A 22,952-nucleotide genomic window follows, 5' to 3' on the forward strand; every position below is an offset into this window, starting at 1 on the left:
ATCATAATCTAGTCCTTTGTTACATTAGTTACTTTATTCAAGCATGGGGAATCTGTGTATTTCATCGGCCTATTCCTTGTTTTGAGAATAAAGAAAAAACAGTGGGAAAACATCTTCTGTAGCAGCAAAGAAAGATGTCAAAAGGAAATGAAAGAGTACTGTTTTTATGTAAACACCGCTCCAACGAATGGTTACGGGAATAAAATGATGAATGGAAAGAGTTTTTTGACAACTCTTTCCATTCACATCGCTTCCTCATTAGGTTCTATTCCAAAAGCGTTGCTCGGCAATAGCAGCGACAAACTCTTCAGAAAAGTTAGAGCTTTTCGTTGCATACACTACACCGGGAGAGTCGTGTATACCTAACGCTTCCATTTCCCTCGTGGCAGTGCTGGCAACACCGATTGGTTTATAATGTTCAAAGGCAACTCTAATGAATTGTTGAAGATGATACTTGAAGTTTCTTTCATTTTTACCTCTCCCACCAACGACGTAGAGAGAGTCTACTAAATATGGACTCATGGTAATAAAAGTTTCATCAACTTTGAGAGCTGTACCATCTGCACTCGTCACGGTTCCGAGGGTTTCACTGATAATGACAGCAAAAATACCGTATTTTTTGAACGTATCCAGTACGTGTTTCACTTCATGACTAGGAAAACCATCGCCAACAACTACTCCGACTGTTTGAGTATATGCGTAACGTGGCGTATTTGCTTGACTAAGAGAAGGATAGCTGGTAGATACAGGAACATGAGTACCTTCTGGAGGGTTCACACCTATATTCTCCGCAACGATTGTCGCTAATTCTTTATCTACATTTACTAAGAGATCGACGTTTTGTTGACGAACGGATCTGCTTTTTACTTTTCCAAGCTGATAGCTAAAACCTTCAATGGTATGTTGTTTTTCCACAGGTGTTAAACTGTTCCAAAAAATTCTCGGTTGTGTAAAGAAATCTTTAAAGGACTCACTTTGGCGACGAGTGACGTATCCTTCGACTTTTTTAGGGTAATGCGCATAACCACCTTCTTCAGGTGGAGTCGTATAAGGGGTATTATTAGCAAGTGAATTTCTATGGTAATTTATTTGATCGATATCAATGCGCTGTCTCATATAGCCACGTCTTGTGTTGTTATGAAAAGGGCAAAGAGGTCTGTTAATTGGTAATTCGTCGTAGTTGGCACTACCAAGTCGGTGGTGTTGTGTATCTCGATATGCAAATAATCTTCCTTGCAAGACAGGATCATTGGAAAAACCAATTCCCGGCACAACATTGGCGGGATTAAATGCTACTTGTTCAGACTCGGTAAAGTAATTCTCAATGTTCCGATTTAACGTCATTTTTCCGATAATATGGACTGGTATCAGTTCTTCCGGCCAAAACTTCGCAGGATCTAGAATATCAAAGTCGTATTTAAATTCGTCCTCCATCGGAATGAGTTGCACACCTAATTCATATTCAGGATAAGCTCCGTAATTAATCGCTTTGCGGAGATCTTTTCGGTGGTAGTCCGGGTCAAGTCCACCGATTTTTAGTGCCTCATCTTGAAGGAGAGAATGAACACCGAGAACAGGCTTCCAAACAAACCGAACAAAAGTCGCTGTTCCTTCTTCATTGATAAATAAATACGTATTTATCGACCAAGATTCCATCATACGATAACTTCGGAGGATTCCACGGGGGGACATAATCCACATTACCATATGGATCGATTCCGGGTTATTTGCAACATAATCCCAAAACCTGTCGTGGGCTCCGGTAGCCGTTGGAATGTCATCATCTTGCTTTGACTGATACGCGTGCATGACGTCTGGAAATTTCATCGGATCTTGCACGATAAAGACTGGCATCGCAATTGTTGTCAGATCATAGTTCCCTTCCTCTGTATAAAATTTCACTGCTTGACAACGTAAATCCCGTGCCGTATCATACGATCCTTTAGGACCTTGTACCGTAGAAAAACGAATCGTCAGCGGTGTCTTTTTCCCGGCTTCTTGTAAAAACCCCGCTTTGGTCACGTGCCTCATCGATTGATAACATTCAAATTCTCCGTAGGCACTATAACCTCTAGCATGCACTACTCTTTCCGGTATCTCTTCCCGATTAAAATGCCCCATTTTTTCCTGGAAATAAAAGTCTTCCAGCAAACCAGGTCCCCGCACACCAGCTTTTAAAATTTCTTCATCATTGGAAACTTTTAACAACTGTTTCGTTGTCATTGGCTTTCCTTTATTTTGGATGCGGTAGCGATCTAGTTGCTGTTGTTTCTCATCTTCGTTCATGGCTCTGTTCTTTTTTGATGACTGTTCATCCATGTTATCACCCTATCATTCAAGATTCATTTTATGTTATGTTTTATTTTCATGTTTATCACCTTTTTTTGAAAAACAGAATTCATTTTTGTTGTTTTCAAGAGTAAAAAAGAATGCTTCGATGGTTTGTAATTACTTATCGCTGGTAATAAAACAGGGAGCGAGTGAAATTCTTATCATCTCTCGCGCAATAGGATTCATTCACTAACGCATATTCTGATGGAATCGTTATTTCTTCCTTCCTTAAAAAGATGCTTTACATGAAACGGAAGGAAAGAGTGAGAAATGAAATTGTCCCAAGGGAGAAATGCCCTCCCTTGGGACAAAATACAATCAGTTACTCTTTGGAGTGGGTGTTTATGCGAAAAATCGTATAAATTGGACAGAAACTAATGAATGCTGTTAACAATAAGATAATTCCAAGCAAACCAATATACTTTATTCCACCGTCTAAGAAAAAGAAAAGTGATAATAACACGAGGCCTAAAATGATTCGAACAATTTTGTCCACAGATCCGACATTTTTCTTCACCATTGACACCTCCCATATTTGTTTTTGAGCGCCAACTGGGATGGAAATATTCTCCTTCCTCATGGCAAGTGCAGGTACTTTTATCATATACATTGCAGGGTATACTTTCAATACGTAAAATCATGAAATAGTTATGACATGGAAGAGAAAGGAATTGAGGTGATAAGCTACGGTGAAATTCATTGGCAGGTGAGTTTGCAACCGAAACAAAAATGAAAAAAACCTTGAAATGTTGGGATAACAACATTTCAAGGGTTTTAATGGCATTAACGAGAGTAGAACTCAACGATAAGCGCTTCGGAAATTTCAGAAGAGAGTTCAGAGCGCTCTGGGTAGCGAGTGAACGTACCTTCCAGCTTGTCTTCGTCAAAAGTTAAATATTCTGGGATGAAGTTGTTTGATTCCACGGACTCTTTAATCACAGCAAGATCACGTGATTTTTCCCGTACACCGATCGTTTGGTTCGGTTTGACACGATAAGATGGAATATCTACGCGCTCTCCATCTACTGTGATGTGTCCATGGTTCACGAGCTGACGAGCTGCACGGCGTGTGCGAGCAAGTCCTAGACGATACACGAGGTTGTCTAAACGAGATTCAAGAAGAATCATAAAGTTTTCCCCGTGAACTCCAGGCATTTTACCAGCTTCTTCAAATATGCGTCGGAATTGGCGTTCATTTATTCCGTACATGTAGCGTAGCTTTTGTTTTTCTTGTAATTGCAGTCCGTATTCAGATAATTTTTTCCGTTGTGTCGGACCATGTTCCCCTGGTGGATAAGGGCGTTTTTCCAGCTCTTTCCCTGTTCCGCTCAGAGAAATGCCAAGTCGGCGAGATTTTTTCCAAGTTGGACCTGTATAGCGAGCCATACAAGTAGCCTCCTTTATTCAATAAATTTAGCTGTAAAAGACGTATGTTGACAATCTTTTGATATGCTCATTTTGTTTTCATGTATCTTCGCCTCGACAGCTAGAGGTTACGTGATACACCTTTCATGAGTATTCAGCCGCGCATGAAAGGAACAAAATGAAAGGGTGCACATATCAAATTTGTCCCGGCTGTCTTTGTACACAAAACCCATTATATAGATGCTTACAAAAGAAGTCAATGAGAAAAGGAACGATGTATATTTCCAGCACTCGATTTTTGTACACCTTCTTTAATAAGGAAGTTTCCGTCAAAGGGGATCGTAAACGAAAACAGTGCCGAACTATTGAGGGTTCGACTCTCCATGAAGAAACAATGAAATAAAGGTGAAGAAGTTAAGAGTATAGCGTCTCTTTTTGAATTTAATATCCTTTAGCTTATTATACCCTTTTGCGCTCATTGACTGACAGTAGCGTCGGGCGGCGACTCCAGCGGGAATAGCATGAATCTTGAGACCCCGCAGACCTGCTTGCAGGTCGAGGAGGCTCAAGCCATGCCCGCGGAAAAGCGTCCGCCCAGAGCGGATGGAAGTCAATCCCCTCCTTCAATGAAGTTATCAATCAAAAAATATGGTTAGCGATGTAGTAGCCAAGGATAACTACGTTGTTCTCTGTTTGAATAATTCAATGGACTCTTGTTTGACTTTTTTATCTCAATGTTTTTATTTGTTACCCTATGGAGAATGAACTACATATGTAGGTGGGAGAGTAGTTCTGAAATGACGAGTTCGTGGTATGCTATAGGTATAAGGAAGGCTTAGGAAACGAAGGAAGTGGGTGTTTCAAATGAAAGTAGAAATTAGTCGCATGAGCGGTGAAGGAGAAAAAATTACGTATCAAGAAACAGCGGGACTCGTCATTATTACGATTCATCGTCCGAAAGCGAAAAATGCACTTACAGCAGAAATGTGGACGGAGCTAGGAGAAATTGCAACGAAAGTGCTCGATAATCCAAAGAATAAAGTGGTGTTACTGCGCGGAAGTGGTACGCAATTTACAGCTGGATCTGACATTAAAGAATTTCACGAGATGTCTTTAGAAGAAGCAGAAGCAAGTTTTGTACTAATGGAAAAAACCATTTCGTTATTTGAACGATTGGATATGCCAACGATTGGTGTCATTAATGGCCCGGCGATGGGGGCTGGGCTTCAGCTTGCCCTTGCTTGTGATATTCGCATTGGTTCTCATCATGCGAGAATGGGAATTCCGGTAGGGAGACTCGGCATTCGGTTAAGTACAAAGTTTGCCCAACGTCTCGTTGATTTAATTGGTCCGAGTCTTACGAAAGATCTCGTTTATACTGGCAAAATACTTAATGCGGAAGAAAGTTACCGCCACGGATTGTTAAATTATTTAGTGTCTGATGACCGTCTGGATAGGTATGCGATCAATATGGGAAAATTAGTGGCGGCGCAATCACCGGCATCTCTGAAAGCAATAAAACGGTCGGTGCGAAATTATGTGAGCAGTGGGGAGGAAGAGTGGCAAAAAGATATTCCATTTGTCGACCCTCATGATTTTCCAGAGGGAGTGGCTGCTTTTGTTGAAAAGAGACCACCACGTTTTACCCGTAGAATCGAGGACTAATTTATCACTTATTATTTTTCTAAATGAAGATGCACTTTGTCAACTTGCAACTCTAAATAACGACGAAAAGCAGACACAATCTTTTTTTGAATGTCTATACTGATTTCTTTTACGGGGCGAGGGAGCGGATGTTGTAAGTGAATGGACACGTCAACAACAGGTAAACTTTGGAAATCTATTTTTACTTTTGAACAAGCTTTCACCCCTTCAATGTGTCGTGTCTCAATTTTGACAATGTCATAAAAGACATCGTCAGAAATATGAATAATTCCTTGGGTAAAATCCGGATGAACAATGGTTGTTTCCCCAATTAATTCTTTTTTCGGGGAGAAAATTTTTTTCCCCTTTGAAATAAGCCGTTTAAAAAAACTTTGTTCAATTTGAGAAGCAGAGATTGGAATGACATGTTTTCCTTCTGTTTGTCGAATATATTGGGCGAGTTTCATCTCGCTAAGAGAGCGAATTTCTTGGATATGCACGTAGTGATCAATTGGACCAATCTCCAATTGTTTCGCAATTTTATCAACCATTTTTTGTGAGGTTCCAATAATCAGTAATTTATCAATGGCGTGAAATCGAATGGCTTCCGTCACTTCTTGTCGATGGTCGTCAAAATAAAACGTTGCTCTTTTGACCGCAGTGATGACATTATTTTCGAATTTGGCAGAAGTCCCGGCAATTCTTTTCCCTTTATAGATAAATAATCCGTCGTCAATGATTGCTTGAATGCGTTTTTCATAGGCAAAATACAAAGCGCTGGAACTTTTCCCCGTTCCGCTTGGTCCGTATAACCCATAGATGATCATCGTTTGTCATGTACCTTTCTTTGGCTCGTGCTTCTAAAATATAGCCTTTTAGATAAAAGTATAAGGAGGGCAGTGCGGATTTGCAATCATCTTTTCATTGGAGAAAACAAAAAATAAATGGGACAAAAAATCGGCAAGGTGAGAGGTATTGCGGTATAATATGGTATATAAGAATTAAGACCAAAGCATGTTATTGAGGTTCGGGCGATATCTTATGGATGGTGGTGTGTTTATGAGGGGAATAAATCACGCGGTGAATCACCTATGGGAAAATCTTTTTCCGGAAGAAAAAGAATTACAAGCACTATTTACATGTGCCATTTTTTATGTTTCGCGTGGAAAAGAGCGAGTTCGATGGACAACTTTTTCAGTTGGTAGTAAAGAACAAACGGTGGAATTAGAAGAAAAGGGATTCCGGTTAGAAAAAACCTTTACTCTTTGGAACGGCACTCCTTGTGTCATCGGTGGTTGTGTACCGAAAGAGGACACTCAGAAAGATCGTCTCATCACTTTTTTAACTGCTATTTTCCCTGCAGTGAGCTACTATTTTTCTTTTCCAAACGAAGGGAATACGAATAAATATACGGATTTGCTCATGGAAGTAACGAAAAAGTTTCATGTGTCGATGCGAGCAGGAACTGTATTAAAGAAAATGATTGATGCATTAAAAGAAGTGTATCCAACCAGTGAAGTGATGCTTTATTTAGCACAAGAGTGGGATGTGCAAAAAGATTTGCCGGAGGTTCCAATTACTTACGGGATGGCATTGGAAAATGAAAAGGTGCAGGAAGTATATTTAACAGCCCGTATTCATGTAGAAAATTCGAGGAAAGGATGGTCTATTCTATATATTCCATTGCGTGGGCAACAAGGAGTTTACGGCGTTTTACAATTATCTTTACCTCATCACCATGTTTACCATCCGATTGCAGAGGATTTTATTAAAACGTTAGCGGATATGGGAGGAAAAGCTTTAGAGAACAGGGAGCTTTATAAATCTTCCCGTACGCTTGTAAAAGATTTACAATTAATTAACGAAACTTCTCATATGCTGAATTCGAAACTAAAAGTGGAAGAGACGGCTCGTAATTTGGAGCACCAAATCAAAAAATTTATCCCTTATGGTAAAACAATTTTTTTAATGTTAGATGAGGACAATAACATCCGTCCTTTGACGGACAATTTCTATGAAAATAAGGAACTGCAAGATTTGGCGGCAACCGTTTTTAACCAATTTCATCAAAAGACAGAAGCATTTATTTTTAGTGATATAAAAGCGTCTCCTTGCTTTCAAATGGAAGACTATCAATCTATCATGGCAGTACCAATGATGCAGTCTCGAGAGATAATCGGAACGGTGATTGTGTTAGGAGAGGAAAAAGAAGCGTTTACATTCCATCAATTTCGTTTGCTTCAATCGTTAATTGAACATTCCACACTTGCTTTTATCAACGCTTCTTTACAAGAAAAATTGGAACTGATGGTGATTACCGATCAATTAACCCAATTATATTCTCGTCATTATTTGGATGAAAAAATCCGAGACTCTTTACAAAAAGATATTCAGGGAACCTTTTTACTATTAGATATAGATAATTTTAAACAAGTCAATGACACGCATGGCCATCAAGTGGGAGATGAGATACTCATTCAAGTAGCGAACATCATTCGCAGTAATATTCGCTCGGGAGACGTCGCCGCGAGATGGGGTGGTGAGGAATTAGCTGTTTATTTACCTCGAGCGGACTTACATGCAGGGAAGAAAGTAGCATGGCGAATTGTGGAAAATATTGCAAGAGAGACGAACCCTCCCGTCACGATTTCCGGAGGGGTCACTACGTGGAAACATGGTGATCACGTTTCCGTTGATCTTTTAGTGTTACGAGCAGATGAGGCGCTGTATGAAGCAAAGAAACGAGGGAAAAATCAAGTGGTCGATGCAGGAGTCTTGACAGAAGCGAAAAGTGTCGATGACTTTTCAAAGGAAAATGATCTTTCTCGTGGAAGAGATATACACAACCGTTGAACAAAGGAGTGTATATCTCATGCTAGAAGTGAAAGAAAATCGCCCTACAAAAGAGATTATCATGGACCAAGCGACAATTTTATTTACGAATAAAGGATATACCGGCACTTCTGTTCGAGATATCGCGATGAAAAGCGGTGTGAATATCTCGCTCATTTCTTACTATTTTGGTGGGAAAAAAGGTTTATTAGAAGCATTGATGGTTGATTTTTTAGAAGGATATTTAAAAGAATTAGAAAGCGTCCAGCAGAAAAATCATGCGGATGCGTTTGAAAAATTGATGGATATTGTGTCCACTAGTTTGACGTTTATGCAACAACATCATTTGCGAGCACGTTTTGTTCTTCGAGAAATGACGTTAGATTCCACTTTAGTACGAGAAATTACGAGTACGTATTTAATGAAAGAGAAACATATTTATGAAACTATTTTAAAACAAGGCATCGATGAAGGAACTTTCCCGCCTTTGCCTATGAACTGGACGATTATGCAAATACGCGGTATCATCACGATGCCTTTTTTACATCATCAGTACGTAAGGGAAGTATTCCAACTACATCCTCACCATTCGCATTTTGTAGTTGCTTACCAAAAAGAATTGTACATGTGGCTGATGAAAACGTTACTTCCTTCTTAAAAAATAAGTTGCTCTTTTCCTTGTAACAATCCTTTCACAGCATGGGCATCGGATCCATATACGAGCGGTATGCCTCTTTTTTTTGCCTCTTTTACGATGGCTGGCGGGGGATATGTTTCTTGACAGTGAGGTTTTTTCGTTCCCGCTCCATTATAATCTAACTCCAATTGCTCCTCTTTTACGGCATCTAAAACGTCAAGAGATCGTTGAAACACTTGTTCCATGGACATGTTTGGATATAAACGATGAAATTTGCGAATCAATGTCATATGTCCGATCCGTTTCGGTTTATAAGGACCTAAATCAGCTGTAATGGAACGAAGGACGGTATCAAAATAAAGATCAATCACTTGTTCGAGCGAACCGGTTTGTTCGATTAACGTTTTTACACTTTCCGGCTGATAATCAACACACGTATACTTGTCCTGTACCCGTAGAAAATGGACGGATAAAATACTATCATCAAGAAAGGGACCTATTTCATTTAATAATTCCGTCGTTTCCTGTTCAAAACCTTCAATGTAGTCCACTTCAAACCCCACTAAAATACGGATATCCTTTTGATATGCTTGTTGGTATTTTTTTATTGCGTGGATATACTCTTTCCACTGATCATAAGGCAATGCGCTATCTTGTTCAGGAACCGGATCGGTAAATCCTTTCGGCAAAGGAGCGTGTTCCGTAAAACTGATCGTTTCTAGACCGAGTTCGATTGCCCGCTCAACATATTGTTTTAACGTATCCTTGGAACCGTGTGGGCAAAATGGTGTGTGGATGTGCCCGTCTCTAATGATCTCCAATCGTTCCCTCTCCTTTTTCAACAAAATGCTACAATATACAGATCTATTTTCACATCTTATACAATTACATGTTATCATAAAAAGGGACAAGATCTCTGAGAAAAAGATAGAAACGAAAGAATATGACAATGAAGAAGGAATTTTGATAGAAAAGAAAGAATGTAACACGTAATATAGAATAATAGACTTGAAAAATGCATAATGGTTACGAAAATTGGAGTGAACACTCATGACAATATATATAGTGGTCGCATTGGCAGTTGTACTTGCTGGCATTATTTTGTATGGATCCATCCGAAGAAAAAAAGTGTATGCCAAAGTCGATGAACTAGAACAGAGGAAAGTAGAGATTGCAAACACCCCGGTAGCTGAAGAAATTGGGAAAGTAAAAGGTTTAATCATGTCCGGCGAAACGGAAGAAAAATTTGAGCGATGGCGTCAAGAGTGGGATGATATTGTCGGCATTCAAATTCCAAAATTAGAAGACACGTTATTTGAAATCGATGAATGGGCAGATAAATATCGCTTTCGACAAGCGAAAGAACATATTGAAAAGGTGGAACAAACGTTAGCAGAGATGGAACGTCATATCCACACCATCTTTTCTGAGGTGAATGAATTAGTACATAGCGAAGAAGACAACCGCACGAAAATTACAACATTAAAAGAGTCTTATGAGTCCATGAAACTATTTATCTCTCAAAATTGGGGTTCCCTCGGTCCCGCAGCTCCGGTATTTGAAAAAAGATTACAAGAATGGCAACCACTCTTCGAACGGTTTGAAGAAGAGACAAACGATGGAAACTACATGAAAGCAAAAGAGATCGTTGATGAATTAGAGGAAAAAATCGTAGAGGAAAAAGAAAAGATGGATGTAGTACCCCCTCTTCTTATTGATATTGAAACGGATTTACCGGAAGAGTGCCGGGAAGTATTAAATGGGATCAAAGAAATGGAACAACAAGGCTATGTGATGGAAGAATTTGATTTTCGCAAAACAATCAAACAATTTATGACAGAATTGCCTTCTTTAAAAAAGGAAGTGGCACAGTTACAGTTAGAAAAAGTGCAAGAACGAACGAAGGAAATGCATGAATATTTAAATAAAGTATACGAGGTGCTGGAAAAAGAAGTCGAAGCAAGACAATACGTTGAAAGACAATTAGCACCGACAGAACAGCAATTGAATGAGCTTGACGAAAAGCTTTCTTATTTGGAAGAAGAACAACAAAAAGTAAAAATGAGTTATCGCATCCCTCCGGAAGAAGAAGAAAGATATATCCGACTAAACGAAGATTTAGAGAATTCGACGAAAAGTTGGAGAGTGGTCCAAGATGCGTTCGAAAAGAGAAAAATTACTTTTTCTGCGTTAGAAAATAACTTGAAAGACTTGCAAAAAGAGATTCGTCGTTTGGAAAAAGAAATGGACCAATCGAAAGAGAAACTATATGCATTAAGAAAAGACGAAGTAAAAGCAGTGGAAGCATTAAAAGAATTGAGACGTCAAATATTAGAAGAACAAATGAAATTAGAAAAGTCCTATTTACCGAAAATCCCGGCTTCCCTCGTCAAAGAAATTGATATGGCAGAAGAAAAAATCGACGCATTGCAAAATGTATTGCAGCAAGTACCCGTGGAAATTGGCAGAGTGACAAACATTGTCGAAGATGCATCTCATCATGTAAACAAAGTAAAACAAGAGTTACGGACGACAATGGAACAAGCAGCCTTAGCAGAACGAGCCATCCAATATGGAAATAAATATAGAAGAACGTCAAAACGCATCGATCAAGCTCTCTCGGAAGCAGAAGAACACTTTCGCAACGGCTATTATGACGAAGCGGTGACCATTGCAAAAGAAGCAATGGAAGATCAAGTTCCGGACGTATTGGAAAAAATAAAAAGCCAATGATAGAAAAAATAGGAAAAACGTCTCTTTTTTCGACAGCTATGTTATAATGGTCTTGTCGAAAGAGGGGGGTTTTCGGTGAAGCCTATTCACTTCATATCTATTATTGGCGTATTATGTTTCGCATTGTTAAGTATTGTAACAATCACTATTTATATGGATGATAAAGAAACAGTTGAGAAAATGGATGAGGGGACGAGAGAACAATTAGCGATGGATTTAGATAATGCTTTAGGCTATGAACCTCTCGAACTAGATGAACGGGACGTTGCGACGGATAAAGAACAAACGGCTGAAGACAAAAATGATCAATTGGTCGATGGTCGCAAAGAAGAAGCTGAAGAAGAGCCTTTGGAAAGAAAAGAACAAACCGTGACACCTTCTCAAGCGATTTATTTATCGACCGAAGAAGGAACCATTTCCATTGATACATTGTTAGAATTAATTGAGGGATCATAAGATAAGCTGTACCTCTATATGACAGAGGTACAGCTTTTTTCCGTCTTTTAATTATGTTATCATATATTGTTGCAAGTGAGAAGGATCATAAGGAGAAAGTAAGATGATTTATTTAGATAATAGTGCAACAACGAAACCATGGCCAGAAGTACTAGAAGCGTATCAAAAAGCAACACAAACGTATTTTGGTAACCCTTCTTCTCTACATCGTTTAGGGACGGAGGCAGATACGCTTTTTCAAAAAGCACGGCAAGCGGTCGCAAAATTACTTGGCGCACATACGGAGGAAATTATTTTCACATCCGGCGGTACAGAAGGAAATAACTTGGCAATTAAAGGAATTGCTTTTGCGTATCAAACGCGAGGAAAACATCTCATTACATCTACGGTGGAGCATCCCTCTGTGCTGGAAGCATTTCGATATTTGGAAACGCTCGGTTTTGAAGTCACCTACGTTCCTGTTGATCAAGAAGGACGAGTGAACCCTCGTCACGTGGAAGAGGCTGTTCGAGAAGACACGACGTTGGTTTCTATCGTCCATGTGAATAATGAAATGGGAACAATTCAACCGATTGAGGAGATCAGTCGTCGTTTAAAAAAATATCCGAAATTATTTTTCCATACGGATCATGTGCAAGGAGTGACTCATGTCCCATTTTCCTTTCGTGACATTGGTGTCGATTTATGTACCATTTCTGGACATAAATTTCACGGTCTAAAAGGTACAGGTGTCTTAGTGAAAAGAAAAGGCATACGGTTGTCTCCTCTGTTTCACGGGGGAGGACAAGAATTTGGCGTACGTTCTGGAACGGAAAATGTGCCGGGGATGGTTGCTTTAGCCAAGGCGCTTCGTATCACGAGAGAACGGCAACGTGAGACAAAAGAAAAGATACTCACAGGAAAAAAGCGATTATTAGAGGCGTTGCAAACACTGGAGGGCGCCGTAATAAACACACCGGTGAAAGATAGCGCCCCGCACATTGTCAATGTTTCTTTTCCGACCTTAAAACCGGAAGTGATTATTCAAGCATTAACGAAAAAAGGAATCCATGTGTCCACAAAATCAGCCTGCTCTTCGAAAGAGAACCAACCAAGCGCAGTCATTGAAGCGTGCGGTTTAGGAAAAGAACGTGCAGAAAGTGCAATAAGAATTAGCTTTTCAGTAGATACCACGGAAGCGGAAGTGGAGGAATTGATCACACAATTACGGATGATCATCCCTGAAATGAGAAAAGTGATGGGGGTAGCGAAATGACGTACGACCATATTTTAGTTCGCTTTGGGGAACTTGCATTAAAAGGAAAGAATCGAACACAATTTGAGCAAAGATTACAAACGAATATTCGATTTGCGTTGAAAGATCATCCGTCTTGTCGTGTGAAAAGAACGTACGGTCGGATTATCGTGCAGTTGAACGGAGCAGATGCAACGAAAGTAAGTGAAAAATTACAAAAGGTGTTTGGTATCTCTTCTTTTAGTTTGGCGATGGTCGCTCCGAACCAGATGGAAGCGATTAAAGATGCTGCATTGGAAGCATTTCTACAACATGAAGGAGAAAAACGTACTTTTAAAGTAAGTTCGCGTCGTTCTTATAAAGCTTTTCCGATGCGGTCGGCCGAGCTCAATCCGGAAATTGGCGCGCACATTTTGCGGAATACAGAAGGTGTTACAGTGGATGTTCATCATCCGGATGTAGAAGTGAATGTAGAAGTGAGAGAACAAGGAACTTATATTACTTGTGGACGAATAAAAGGAAGAGGAGGACTTCCTGTTGGGACAGCAGGAAAAGTAGCCCTTATGCTTTCCGGCGGAATTGATAGTCCAGTGGCAGGATATTTAGCGATGAAACGCGGGGCAGAGCTGGAAGCGGTCCATTTTCATTCGCCACCGTATACAAATGAACGAGCGCGTAAAAAAGTAGAAGATTTAACGCATATTTTAACTGCGTTCGGCGGCCCAATTACGTTACACATCGTTCCGTTTACGAATTTACAAACGACGATTCATCAACATGTACCTTCCAATTATGCGATGACCATTATGAGACGGATGATGCTGCGAATTACAGAGAGAATCGCACACCAACGAGGAATGAAAGCAATCGTCAATGGAGAAAGCCTCGGTCAAGTTGCTTCGCAAACGTTAGAGAGCATGTATACGATTAATGAAGTGACGAATATGCCAATATTACGTCCTCTTGTTTCGTTGGATAAACAAGAAGTGATCGATATTTCCCAAGAAATCGGTACGTATGAAACTTCCATTTTGCCCTATGAAGATTGTTGCACGATTTTCTTACCACCGAATTCTGTGACAAAGCCCCGTCGTGAGAAAGCAAACCAAGCGGAGCAAAGCTTTTCATTTGAACCGCTAATAGAAGAGACGTTACAAGGAATAGAAACGGTGGAAATAGGGAAAGAAGACGAAAGGCATACAGAGATGGACGACTTATTGTAGTATCATAAAAAGGAAGGCGAATGGTATGGGAACGATGTGGGTAAATGGGAATATTTACACGATGGAAGAAGAAGGAAAAACCGTCGAAGCAGTGTATACTTCCAATGGGATTGTGCGTGCGACTGGAACGAAAAAAGAAATCGAACGTTTTTTAACTTCGGATGATTCGGTCTATGACTTAGAAAGAAGCACGATGTTTCCGGGATTTACAGACAGTCATTTACATATGATCAGTTTGGGACAGGCGATGTTGCGCTTAGATTTGTCCGGTTGTAAGACTGCTCTAGAAATGATAGAACGATTGAAGGAAAAAGCACGCACGTTAAAACCCGGGCAATGGTTATTAGGAGATGGGTGGAATGAGAATAATTTTCCTGACCGAAAAATTTTGTCTCGGAAAGAACTCGATGACATCGCTCCAAACCATCCTGTGTTTCTCACGAGAATATGTCGCCATGCTGCCCTTGCTAATTCTAAAGCGTTGGAATTAGCAAACGTTACAATGAATACGCCGAACCCGCAAGGAGGAATGATTGAACGAGATAAAGATGGGCTTCCCACAGGGTATCTTCTCGATCAAGCTCTTGAGCTTGTCAGAAAAGTTCAACCTAAAATCACCGATGACATGTTAAGGGATGCACTGGATCAAGCTGTCTCTGTCATGTTACAGAAGGGATTAACAGGAGGACATACGGAAGATTTATCTTATTATGGATCTTTTCATAGAACCTTTCAAACGTTTCAAGAGGTGATCGGGCAAAAAAACCGTCTCTTTCGTGTACATTTGCTTGTGCATCATGACATATTATCCGATATGCGTCGAGAAGGATGGCGGCATGGAAAAGTGAATGAATATTTATCTTTCGGTGCGGTAAAAATTTTTGCTGATGGAGCATTAGGGGGAAGAACAGCATTATTAAGGGAAGATTATTCCGATCAACCGGGAAATTCCGGCGTAGCGGTTTATACCCGTGACCAATTAAAAGCGCTGGTGAAATGTGCTCGCAATGAACAGATGCCGGTAGCGATTCATGCCATTGGGGATTTAGCACTTGAGCATGCAGTGGAAGCATTAGAACAACACCCTCCTCCACCGGGGCAGAGGGATCGCATTATCCATGCTCAGATTACTCCGCCGGATTTGGTGGAACGATTAAAAAGGCTTCCAGTCGTGTTAGATATCCAACCCCATTTTGTCTTATCTGATTTCCCATGGGTGAAAGAGCGCCTTGCCGATGAGCGAATCAGTCACTCTTACGCTTGGAAGACGTTGCTTTCAGAAAATATTCTCTGTGCAGGAGGATCGGATGCCCCCATTGAAGCGGTAGATCCATTGCAAAGTATTCAAGCAGCGGTAACACGGAAACATCGCGGTCAACTTGGTGAAGGATACATACCAAGGGAAAGACTCACTCCGTATGAAGCGGTCTATCTTTATACGGTTGGCAGTGCTCAAGCGGCAGGTAAGGAAAAAGAATTTGGAAAAATAGCTCCAGGGTATGATGCAGACTTTACGATTCTAGAAAAAGATATATTGAATATGAATGTGGAAGATATTGCAAATGTTTCAGTTGTCGGAACGGTTGTACATGGTGAGTTCCAATATCACAAAAGGAGGAGCGGACATTGATGAGCCCAAAAAGATGGATAGCACTAGCGATTGCAGCAGTATTGCTTTTCGTTTCCATCGGATTTCAATTTATTACCTCGTTGGCGTCCACCAATTTAGAAGGATTGTTCGTCACAGCCGATGATGGGATTGAAGAGCGCGTGTTGGAGCAAGGAACAAGTGGGGAAAAAATTGTTGTCATTGATGTAGAAGGAGTGATTCAAGATACTGGCGATGCTTCTTCTTTTATGATGGCAGATACGTATAATCACCGGATGTTTTTGCGTATGCTTGAGCGAGCCGGAGAACGCCAAGATGTCGATGGAATCATTTTGAGAGTGAACACTCCAGGTGGGGGAGTCGTAGAAAGTGAAGAGATTCATGATAAAATTGTTGCGATTCGTGAGGAAACAGGCAAGCCTATCTATGTTTCAATGGGAAATACTGCTGCTTCCGGAGGATATTATATTGCTGCACCGGCCGATAAAATTGTTGCTCATCCAGCAACCATTACCGGTTCTATCGGTGTCATTATCCAAACAATGAATTTCTCCGAACTAGCAGAAAATATTGGCATAGATTTCACGACGATCAAAAGCGGTCCATATAAAGATATTTTGTCTGCTAATCGGGAGATGACAGATGAAGAAAAAGAATTACTGCAAGAAATGGTAAATGACTTTTACGATGATTTTGTTTCTGTCATTGTGAATGGCCGTGGTATGTCGGAAGAAACAGTCCGTGAACTCGGAGACGGTCGCGTGTATTCCGGGAAACAGGCAAAGGAAGTGAATTTAGTTGATGAATTAGGCACGTTGGAAGATACCATTGACCTACTAAGTGAAGACCAAGGATGGAGTCATCCAACGGTCGTTCGGTACCGTGCTGGTGCATTTGGTTTTAACCAGTTTTTAGGAGCTTCTTTACAAAGTCTCATTGTCAGCGATACAGAATTACTTGGAATAAAAGAAATCCTTTCCAATGCCGACACACCTCGGGCAATGTACCTTTATACGGAGTAAGAGGGGGATAAAATGGATCATTATCACAGTGAACAAGAAGTCGTACGTAACGAAGAGACACATACCGAATCCGAATCGATCGACGAGCAACGAAATGTAGTAAAGGAGCAATTTGCTGGATTTTGGATTCGATTTTGGGCGTATATTATTGATCTCGTGATTGTATTTAGCATAAACGGGATCCTTCTTAGCCCTCTCATGTTTATAGAAAGTTCCCCGGTATACATTGCAGGCATTTTCACGTTGCAAGGAATATTAAGTACGCTCACTTCATATTTATATTTTTTATTTATGACGAAAGCGTTTGAGCAAACGCTAGGAAAGATGATTGTAGGCGTGAAAGTAGTACGTACTGACAGAGCTCCTTTAACGTGGAACGATCTCCTGTTTCGAGAGGTGGTTGGGCGCTTTATTCATCGTAGTTTAGTGATTACAAATGTTTTGTATGTGATCGTAGGAGTCACACAGAATAAACAAGGAATTCATGATATGTTCGGAAATACGGAAGTCATTCACGTTGAAAAATAGGCTACATTTCATTTTCCAATATGGTGAGAGATCTCCCCTTCAGTGGAATTTGTCTACTGAAAGGGGAGTTTTTTGTCGGTTTGCCACCATATGGTAAGACGGACATTGCAGATGGGAAGACGTATTGCGTGTCAGCGACCTCTAACTTGAAATGTAAGTTAAATCAACGCGTAGAAGTCGATCAAGCTACATTTGGATTTAACAGAGAGAGTAGCATGAAACAACGATGAACTGAGACATTCACCGTGAATCAGTATAAGAAGGGTTTTAGATGTTGCCTCACAAAGAAACTTCACGTCAACGATGTCGTTATTTTATCTTTCATGTATAAAAGAAAGGAGCATTGGATATCTTTGTAAAAGAATGTAAAAGGAAGTTGAGTACATATGTATTGGATGATAGGTACTGTTATTTTGTTGTTGATTGCTATTTGGTTTGCACCGATTGACATTTCATATGACATGAAAAAAAAGAAGAAGCGATATGACATTCAGTTAAAAATAACTGTTTGGTACGTCATTCGGAAGAAGATTGCCATCCCTTGGATTCGTTTGGATGAAGAAACACCATCCCTTATCATTCATGAAAGGTCAGAAGGAATATTTGGACAACCAAATGAAAAAGATGTGACAGAAACGCCGAAAGAAATGAAAGCACAAATCCAAACCTTTCATATGTGGGTGAAACATATTCAAAGTTTTCGACCGGTCGTGAAAAATTTTCTTCGGAAGATCACCGTCAAACATTGGAAATGGAGCAGTTCCCTTGGTACAGGGGATGCTGCTCTCACTGGCATGATGGCAGGGGGACTTTGGTCTGTAAAATATATGGCAAACGCTGTTCTTGCTACCTTCTTGAGAATGGACACTTCACCTGATTTTTCTATTCAACCATTTTTCCAAAAAAAAATTTTTGATTTTCACTTGTCGTGTATGGTTTCATTTCGACTCGGGCATGCTGTCATTGCAGGGTATAAACTATGGCGACAGTTACGAGGAAATGTGTGGCAATTGTGGAAGCAAACAAAATGGAATCAGAAGATCAGTAAGGAGGCATCATCATGAGTGATCACCCAATTGAAGGTTTAATGAGAACGGCGATGGAAAACTTAAAAGAAATGGTAGATGTGAATACGATTGTCGGAAGTCCAGTAGAAACGCCGGATGGATCGGTCATTCTCCCGGTAACAAAAGTCGGTTTTGGCTTTGCGGCAGGGGGAAGTGAATTTACAACGACGCAACAAGACGAAGAACAAGATCACCCCTTTGGTGGAGGCAGTGGTGGGGGGGTTTCCATCACACCGATTGCGTTTCTCGTTGTAAATAGCAGCGGCGTGAAAATGGTTCATTTAGATGAAAACACGCACATTTATGAAAAATTAATGGAATTTGCTCCCCAAGTCGTGGACAAAATTCAAATGATGCTACAAGGAAACAAAACACAAACACAAACGAATTCATACGGAAATCCACCACCGATGCAGTAAAGAAAAGTGGCAGACATAGTGTCTGTCGCTTTTTATTTTAAGAGAAGGAGATAATTTGCTATAATTTCGTAAGGGACACTTTGGGGGATGAAAGGAAGATGAACGTGGAGCCGGTAACGAAGGTGGAAAAACTTTTCGAATGGATAGATGAAATGGCTTTAGCGATTCAAAAACATAAGGACATCACGTATTTAGAGGCATTGGCGGAAACGGGGGAGAATTTACTTGATTTAGAAATAAAACAATCGTTACCTTTTGAAGAAAAAAAGAAATTAGAACAGCAATTAAAAGAAGAAATACCGAAAGAGGTTCAAAAAGAAGATGTCCGTAAATCCTTTCAACTTGCCGTGATTAAAGGAATGAAAGAAGCAGTACAACCGCACCACGCGATGACACCGGACGCAGTCGCGCTCTTTATTGGTTATTTAGCGCAAAAATTAACGGCTCAAAAAGATACTTTAACTGTGCTGGACCCTGCTGTCGGTTCCGCTAATTTACTTAGTGCGGTGTTGAATCAATTATCGCAAACAGTGGTAGGTTACGGTGTGGAAGTAGATGAAACGCTATTACATATCGCTTACGTTCTTTCTGAATTACAAGAACATCATGTGGATTTATTCCATCAAGATAGCATCGAAGAATTAGCGGTACCACCGGTCGATGTCGTCGTTTCGGACTTGCCGATCGGATATTACCCAAAGGATGACGTAGCCGAATCTTTTCAACTGAAGGCGGAAACAAATCGTAGTTACGTTCACTACTTAATGATTGAAAAAACGTTGCAACATGTCAAAGATGGTGGTTTTCTTCTTTTGCTTATTCCAAATACGATGTTTGAAATGGACGGGAACGATCGCCTCCAAAAGTATATAAAAGAGCATGCCTTCACCCTTGGATTACTGCAGTTGCCTGCTTCGATGTTTACATCTGAACAATTCGGAAAAAGTATATGGATGTTACAAAAAAAGGGAGAAGGAGTAAAGCAACCGAATCAAGCGTTACTTGCAGAGCTTCCTTCTTTTTCCCGTTATGAAGCGCTTTTGGATATGACGAAACAAATAGATAAATGGTTGAAAGACCAAGGATTTGCTAAATAATAGAGAAAAAGCAGGGTAACTTGGTCTCCTGCTTTTTTTCTTCCGTGCTTTATTCACTTCTAACAATTAAGACGTCACATGGTGCATGGCGGGCAATCGCTTCGGAAACACTACCGATTAATACTCGTTCCACCGCATTTAATCCGGTTGCTCCGGTTACGATTAAGTCTACATGGTATTTTTGGGCAATATCTTTCGGAAGTTTGGACTTTGGTGAGCCAAAGTCAAGGACAGTGGTTATTTTCTCCACCCCTGCATTTTTCGCCTCTTGTTCATATTTTTCTAGTAATTCTTGTCCGTAATTTTCAGCACGAGAGACGATGGTTCGATCATATTGTTCAATTGTTGCAAATGTGCGTGTGTCAATAATGTGAGAAATAATTAGCTGTGCGTGATTGTCTTTAGCAAGTTCAATTGCTTTTGTTAAGGCAAGTCGGGACTCCTCTGATCCGTCTACTGCCACGAGAATATTTTCGTACTTTGGCATTTTCCTTCCCCCTTTAAAAAGAAAATCTACTCCCAATTCAGTATAACATAAAAAGGAATCAATAAAGGGACAATTCAGAAAAAATACACATTTGATGTATTCAATTTTTTTGCAGAGGAAAAAATACGTAGTATGATGAAAGGAGAGGTGAAGGGGGAGCGTACATGCGACATGCACTTATTACTGCAGGAACAAAAGGGTTAGGAAAAAAGGTTGCAGAAAAATTGCTTGAAAAAGGATATTCATTAACGTTGAGCTACCGCAGTGATTTGCAGGCGGTAGACAGAATGAAACGAGAATGGAAAGAATGGCAATCACGATTACAATTTGTCCAAGTGGACGTAACCCGGCAAGAGCAATTGCAGAAGATGGTTGAAAAGGCAATGGAGAAGTTTGGTAGAATTGATATGTTAGTGAATAATGCCGGTCCATATATTTTTGAAAGAAAAAAATTAATTGACTATACGACAGAAGAATGGAACGAAATGATCAATGGAAATTTAACGGCGATGTTTCACTTATTGAAATTAGTACTTCCGATTATGAGAAAACAGCAATATGGACGCATTGTCACCTATGGATTTCAAGGAGCACAAACTGCTCCTGCGTGGATTTATCGCTCCGCCTATGCGGCGGCCAAATCAGGGCTTGTCTCTTTAACGAAAACAATTTCAGTGGAAGAAGCACCTTATGGCATTACGGCAAATATGGTGTGTCCGGGAGTTGTAACGGACGAGTTTAAAGAAGCAGGCATTGAGAAGGCGAGAGAAATTACAGATACAAACACTCCTGTCGGGCGACCGGCTACCGGCGAAGACATTGCGCGTACCATTGCGTTTTTATGCGAAGAGAATTCTGATATGATTACAGGCTCTATTATTGAAGTAACCGGAGGCGTTGACGTGTTACATAAACACCGTTAATAGGTATAAAATGTTAGCTATCCTCTCATCTTAAGAGAAGAGAGGTGATAGCAATGAAAACGAAGGTAGTAAGCGGACTTGTCTTTGTCGTTGCTTTATTTGTGGTACCATCTGTTCTCGCTCAACCGTTCCACGATGTTATTTTATTTAAAATGACAGCGGAAACGGAGCAAGGCTTTTTTCATTGGGAATTTAACAATCCCGATAGTTTTGAATACCATCAAGATGAACGAGTCATCCATGGAGAACGAGCGAAAAAAGAAGTGATGGAGATATATGAAACATTAGCACTGCATCCGCAAAAAAATAAAGATGAGCTTGCGCAAGTCTTAAAAGAAAACGGTTATGATGATTTACTTCGCTTAGATATCCACTGGCAAACTGCGAGATCCGAACTTTATACTTGGTTATGGAAAAAACAATAACAATGTAAAAAAATGATGTTTTATTTGTCGTAAAAAGAGGAAAAAGGATATTTGGAACGAAATGTAGTTTTGGATAATGAATGAAGGGGGATTTTATTGTGAACATTACTTTTCATGGACATGCAGTGATACACATTGAAACAAATGGAAAAAACATTTGGATTGATCCCTTTATTAATGGCAATAGTCAATGCGACATCCAAGTAGATGATGTGAAGGCGGATGCTATTTTATTAACGCATGGACATAATGATCACCTTGGAGATACGGTGGAAATTGCCAAAAAGAATAATTCCCTTGTCGTTAGTTCCGCAGAGATTGGAACGTATCTTGGCTGGCAAGGAGTGAACACTCACCCGATGAATATTGGAGGCGCTTATTCTTTTGATTTTGGGCGGGTGAAATTTACACAAGCTTTCCATAGTTCTTCCTTTACAGAAGATGAGAATAAGCAATTAGTATATTTAGGAATGCCAATGGGTGTTCTTTTTGAAGCGGAAGGAAAAACGCTCTATCATATGGGGGATACTGGGTTATTTTCTGATTTGAAATTAATCGCGGAACGACATAAGATTGATGTTCTTTTTGTTCCGATTGGAGACAACTTCACGATGGGACCAGAAGATGCAAAGCAAGCGGTAGAATGGTTACAACCTAACTTTGTCGTTCCAATTCATTATAATACGTTCCCTGTTATTGAACAGGATGGCGATGCGTTTATTGGATCTATCGCTCCAATCAAAGGAAAGGCATTGAAACCGGGAGAATCGATGACAATATAATGCATTTTTTAAAGCTGTTTCAAAGAATTCACTTTACTTTGAAACAGCTTTTTTCTTTTATGATTTTATAGAGGAACGGATAGATAACGCTTACATAATTGGTTTATTAAAGAAAATAAATCTTTGTACACTGTATGT

At 40.1% G+C, this 22,952-nt stretch carries 22 protein-coding genes; 16 read left to right on the forward strand and 6 right to left on the reverse strand.

All coding sequences use genetic code 11. The annotated features are described in order from the left end of the window. Window positions 1-258: 258 nt before the first annotated feature. The 3 genes from GJS40_RS07100 to rpsD form a co-directional block, all read right to left on the reverse strand. Complete coding sequence (locus GJS40_RS07100; protein ID WP_270897188.1) at window positions 259-2,319, reverse strand: catalase; 2,061 nt, start codon at window positions 2,317-2,319, stop codon at window positions 259-261. Between the two features lie 334 nt (window positions 2,320-2,653). Next, on the reverse strand, window positions 2,654-2,848 hold the full coding sequence (locus tag GJS40_RS07105; protein WP_270897189.1) for a YgaP family membrane protein: 195 nt from the start codon (window positions 2,846-2,848) through the stop codon (window positions 2,654-2,656). A 266-nt stretch (window positions 2,849-3,114) separates the two neighbouring features. Further along, window positions 3,115-3,717 (reverse strand): 30S ribosomal protein S4, encoded by a 603-nt coding sequence (rpsD, locus tag GJS40_RS07110; RefSeq protein WP_270897190.1) that lies wholly within the window; start codon window positions 3,715-3,717, stop codon window positions 3,115-3,117. 843 nt (window positions 3,718-4,560) lie between these two features. Here rpsD and GJS40_RS07115 point away from each other — a divergent pair. Further along, window positions 4,561-5,361, forward strand: coding sequence for an enoyl-CoA hydratase/isomerase family protein (locus GJS40_RS07115; RefSeq protein ID WP_270897191.1), 801 nt, complete (start codon window positions 4,561-4,563; stop codon window positions 5,359-5,361). Between the two features lie 11 nt (window positions 5,362-5,372). On the opposite strand, the gene GJS40_RS07120 is transcribed toward GJS40_RS07115, so the two are convergent. Further along, window positions 5,373-6,167: a PLP-dependent aminotransferase family protein gene (locus GJS40_RS07120; protein WP_270897192.1), complete on the reverse strand. Its 795-nt coding sequence runs from the start codon at window positions 6,165-6,167 to the stop codon at window positions 5,373-5,375. Window positions 6,168-6,399: 232 nt separating this feature from the next. Between GJS40_RS07120 and GJS40_RS07125 the strand changes: the two genes are divergently transcribed. Together GJS40_RS07125 and refZ are read left to right on the forward strand one after the other, a co-directional pair. Next, a complete protein-coding gene (locus GJS40_RS07125; RefSeq protein WP_270897193.1) occupies window positions 6,400-8,193 on the forward strand; it encodes a sensor domain-containing diguanylate cyclase in 1,794 nt (597 codons plus the stop codon). Window positions 8,194-8,212: 19 nt separating this feature from the next. Continuing rightward, the gene (gene refZ, locus GJS40_RS07130; RefSeq protein WP_270897194.1) at window positions 8,213-8,830 is read left to right on the forward strand and encodes a forespore capture DNA-binding protein RefZ; all 618 of its coding nucleotides are present in this window, start codon (window positions 8,213-8,215) and stop codon (window positions 8,828-8,830) included. Here refZ and hisJ read toward each other — a convergent pair. After that, window positions 8,827-9,621 (reverse strand): histidinol-phosphatase HisJ, encoded by a 795-nt coding sequence (gene hisJ, locus GJS40_RS07135; protein ID WP_270897260.1) that lies wholly within the window; start codon window positions 9,619-9,621, stop codon window positions 8,827-8,829. The two genes, refZ and hisJ, sit on opposite strands and share 4 nt — an antisense overlap. A gap of 238 nt (window positions 9,622-9,859) precedes the next feature. Here hisJ and GJS40_RS07140 point away from each other — a divergent pair, with 238 nt between their 5' ends. From GJS40_RS07140 to GJS40_RS07185, 10 genes are all read left to right on the forward strand, one after another. Continuing rightward, complete coding sequence (locus tag GJS40_RS07140) at window positions 9,860-11,542, forward strand: septation ring formation regulator EzrA (protein ID WP_270897195.1); 1,683 nt, start codon at window positions 9,860-9,862, stop codon at window positions 11,540-11,542. 75 nt (window positions 11,543-11,617) lie between these two features. Continuing rightward, window positions 11,618-11,998 (forward strand): hypothetical protein, encoded by a 381-nt coding sequence (locus tag GJS40_RS07145; RefSeq protein WP_270897196.1) that lies wholly within the window; start codon window positions 11,618-11,620, stop codon window positions 11,996-11,998. Window positions 11,999-12,101: 103 nt separating this feature from the next. Next, entirely contained in the window at window positions 12,102-13,253 is a 1,152-nt protein-coding gene (locus GJS40_RS07150; protein ID WP_270897197.1) for a cysteine desulfurase family protein, read from the forward strand. Beyond that, window positions 13,250-14,455 (forward strand): tRNA uracil 4-sulfurtransferase ThiI, encoded by a 1,206-nt coding sequence (thiI, locus tag GJS40_RS07155; RefSeq protein ID WP_270897198.1) that lies wholly within the window; start codon window positions 13,250-13,252, stop codon window positions 14,453-14,455. Before GJS40_RS07150 ends, thiI begins: the two co-directional genes overlap by 4 nt. A gap of 25 nt (window positions 14,456-14,480) precedes the next feature. Further along, complete coding sequence (locus GJS40_RS07160) at window positions 14,481-16,085, forward strand: amidohydrolase (RefSeq protein WP_270897199.1); 1,605 nt, start codon at window positions 14,481-14,483, stop codon at window positions 16,083-16,085. Next, window positions 16,085-17,086 (forward strand): signal peptide peptidase SppA, encoded by a 1,002-nt coding sequence (gene sppA, locus GJS40_RS07165; RefSeq protein WP_270897200.1) that lies wholly within the window; start codon window positions 16,085-16,087, stop codon window positions 17,084-17,086. The genes GJS40_RS07160 and sppA overlap by 1 nt, the downstream gene beginning before the upstream one ends. A gap of 12 nt (window positions 17,087-17,098) precedes the next feature. Then, a complete protein-coding gene (locus tag GJS40_RS07170) occupies window positions 17,099-17,614 on the forward strand; it encodes an RDD family protein (RefSeq protein WP_270897201.1) in 516 nt (171 codons plus the stop codon). Window positions 17,615-18,000: 386 nt separating this feature from the next. Next, window positions 18,001-18,678: a DUF2953 domain-containing protein gene (locus GJS40_RS07175; RefSeq protein ID WP_270897202.1), complete on the forward strand. Its 678-nt coding sequence runs from the start codon at window positions 18,001-18,003 to the stop codon at window positions 18,676-18,678. Further along, a complete protein-coding gene (gene ytfJ / locus GJS40_RS07180) occupies window positions 18,675-19,100 on the forward strand; it encodes a GerW family sporulation protein (protein ID WP_270897203.1) in 426 nt (141 codons plus the stop codon). Before GJS40_RS07175 ends, ytfJ begins: the two co-directional genes overlap by 4 nt. Window positions 19,101-19,198: 98 nt before the next feature. After that, complete coding sequence (locus GJS40_RS07185) at window positions 19,199-20,197, forward strand: class I SAM-dependent methyltransferase (protein ID WP_270897204.1); 999 nt, start codon at window positions 19,199-19,201, stop codon at window positions 20,195-20,197. A 49-nt stretch (window positions 20,198-20,246) separates the two neighbouring features. Here the strand turns inward: GJS40_RS07185 and GJS40_RS07190 are convergent, their stop codons facing one another. Then, a complete protein-coding gene (locus GJS40_RS07190; protein WP_270897205.1) occupies window positions 20,247-20,684 on the reverse strand; it encodes a universal stress protein in 438 nt (145 codons plus the stop codon). Between the two features lie 164 nt (window positions 20,685-20,848). Between GJS40_RS07190 and GJS40_RS07195 the strand changes: the two genes are divergently transcribed. The 3 genes from GJS40_RS07195 to GJS40_RS07205 all read left to right on the forward strand — a co-directional run bounded on the left by GJS40_RS07195 (window position 20,849) and on the right by GJS40_RS07205 (window position 22,814). Beyond that, window positions 20,849-21,607: an SDR family oxidoreductase gene (locus tag GJS40_RS07195; RefSeq protein WP_270897206.1), complete on the forward strand. Its 759-nt coding sequence runs from the start codon at window positions 20,849-20,851 to the stop codon at window positions 21,605-21,607. A 53-nt stretch (window positions 21,608-21,660) separates the two neighbouring features. After that, the gene (locus GJS40_RS07200; protein WP_270897207.1) at window positions 21,661-22,032 is read left to right on the forward strand and encodes a hypothetical protein; all 372 of its coding nucleotides are present in this window, start codon (window positions 21,661-21,663) and stop codon (window positions 22,030-22,032) included. Between the two features lie 98 nt (window positions 22,033-22,130). Further along, window positions 22,131-22,814, forward strand: coding sequence for a metal-dependent hydrolase (locus GJS40_RS07205; RefSeq protein ID WP_270897208.1), 684 nt, complete (start codon window positions 22,131-22,133; stop codon window positions 22,812-22,814). Window positions 22,815-22,952: the final 138 nt, after the last annotated feature.

The organism is Aliibacillus thermotolerans, from assembly GCF_027853235.1.
GTDB lineage: Bacteria > Bacillota > Bacilli > Bacillales > Marinococcaceae > Aliibacillus > Aliibacillus thermotolerans.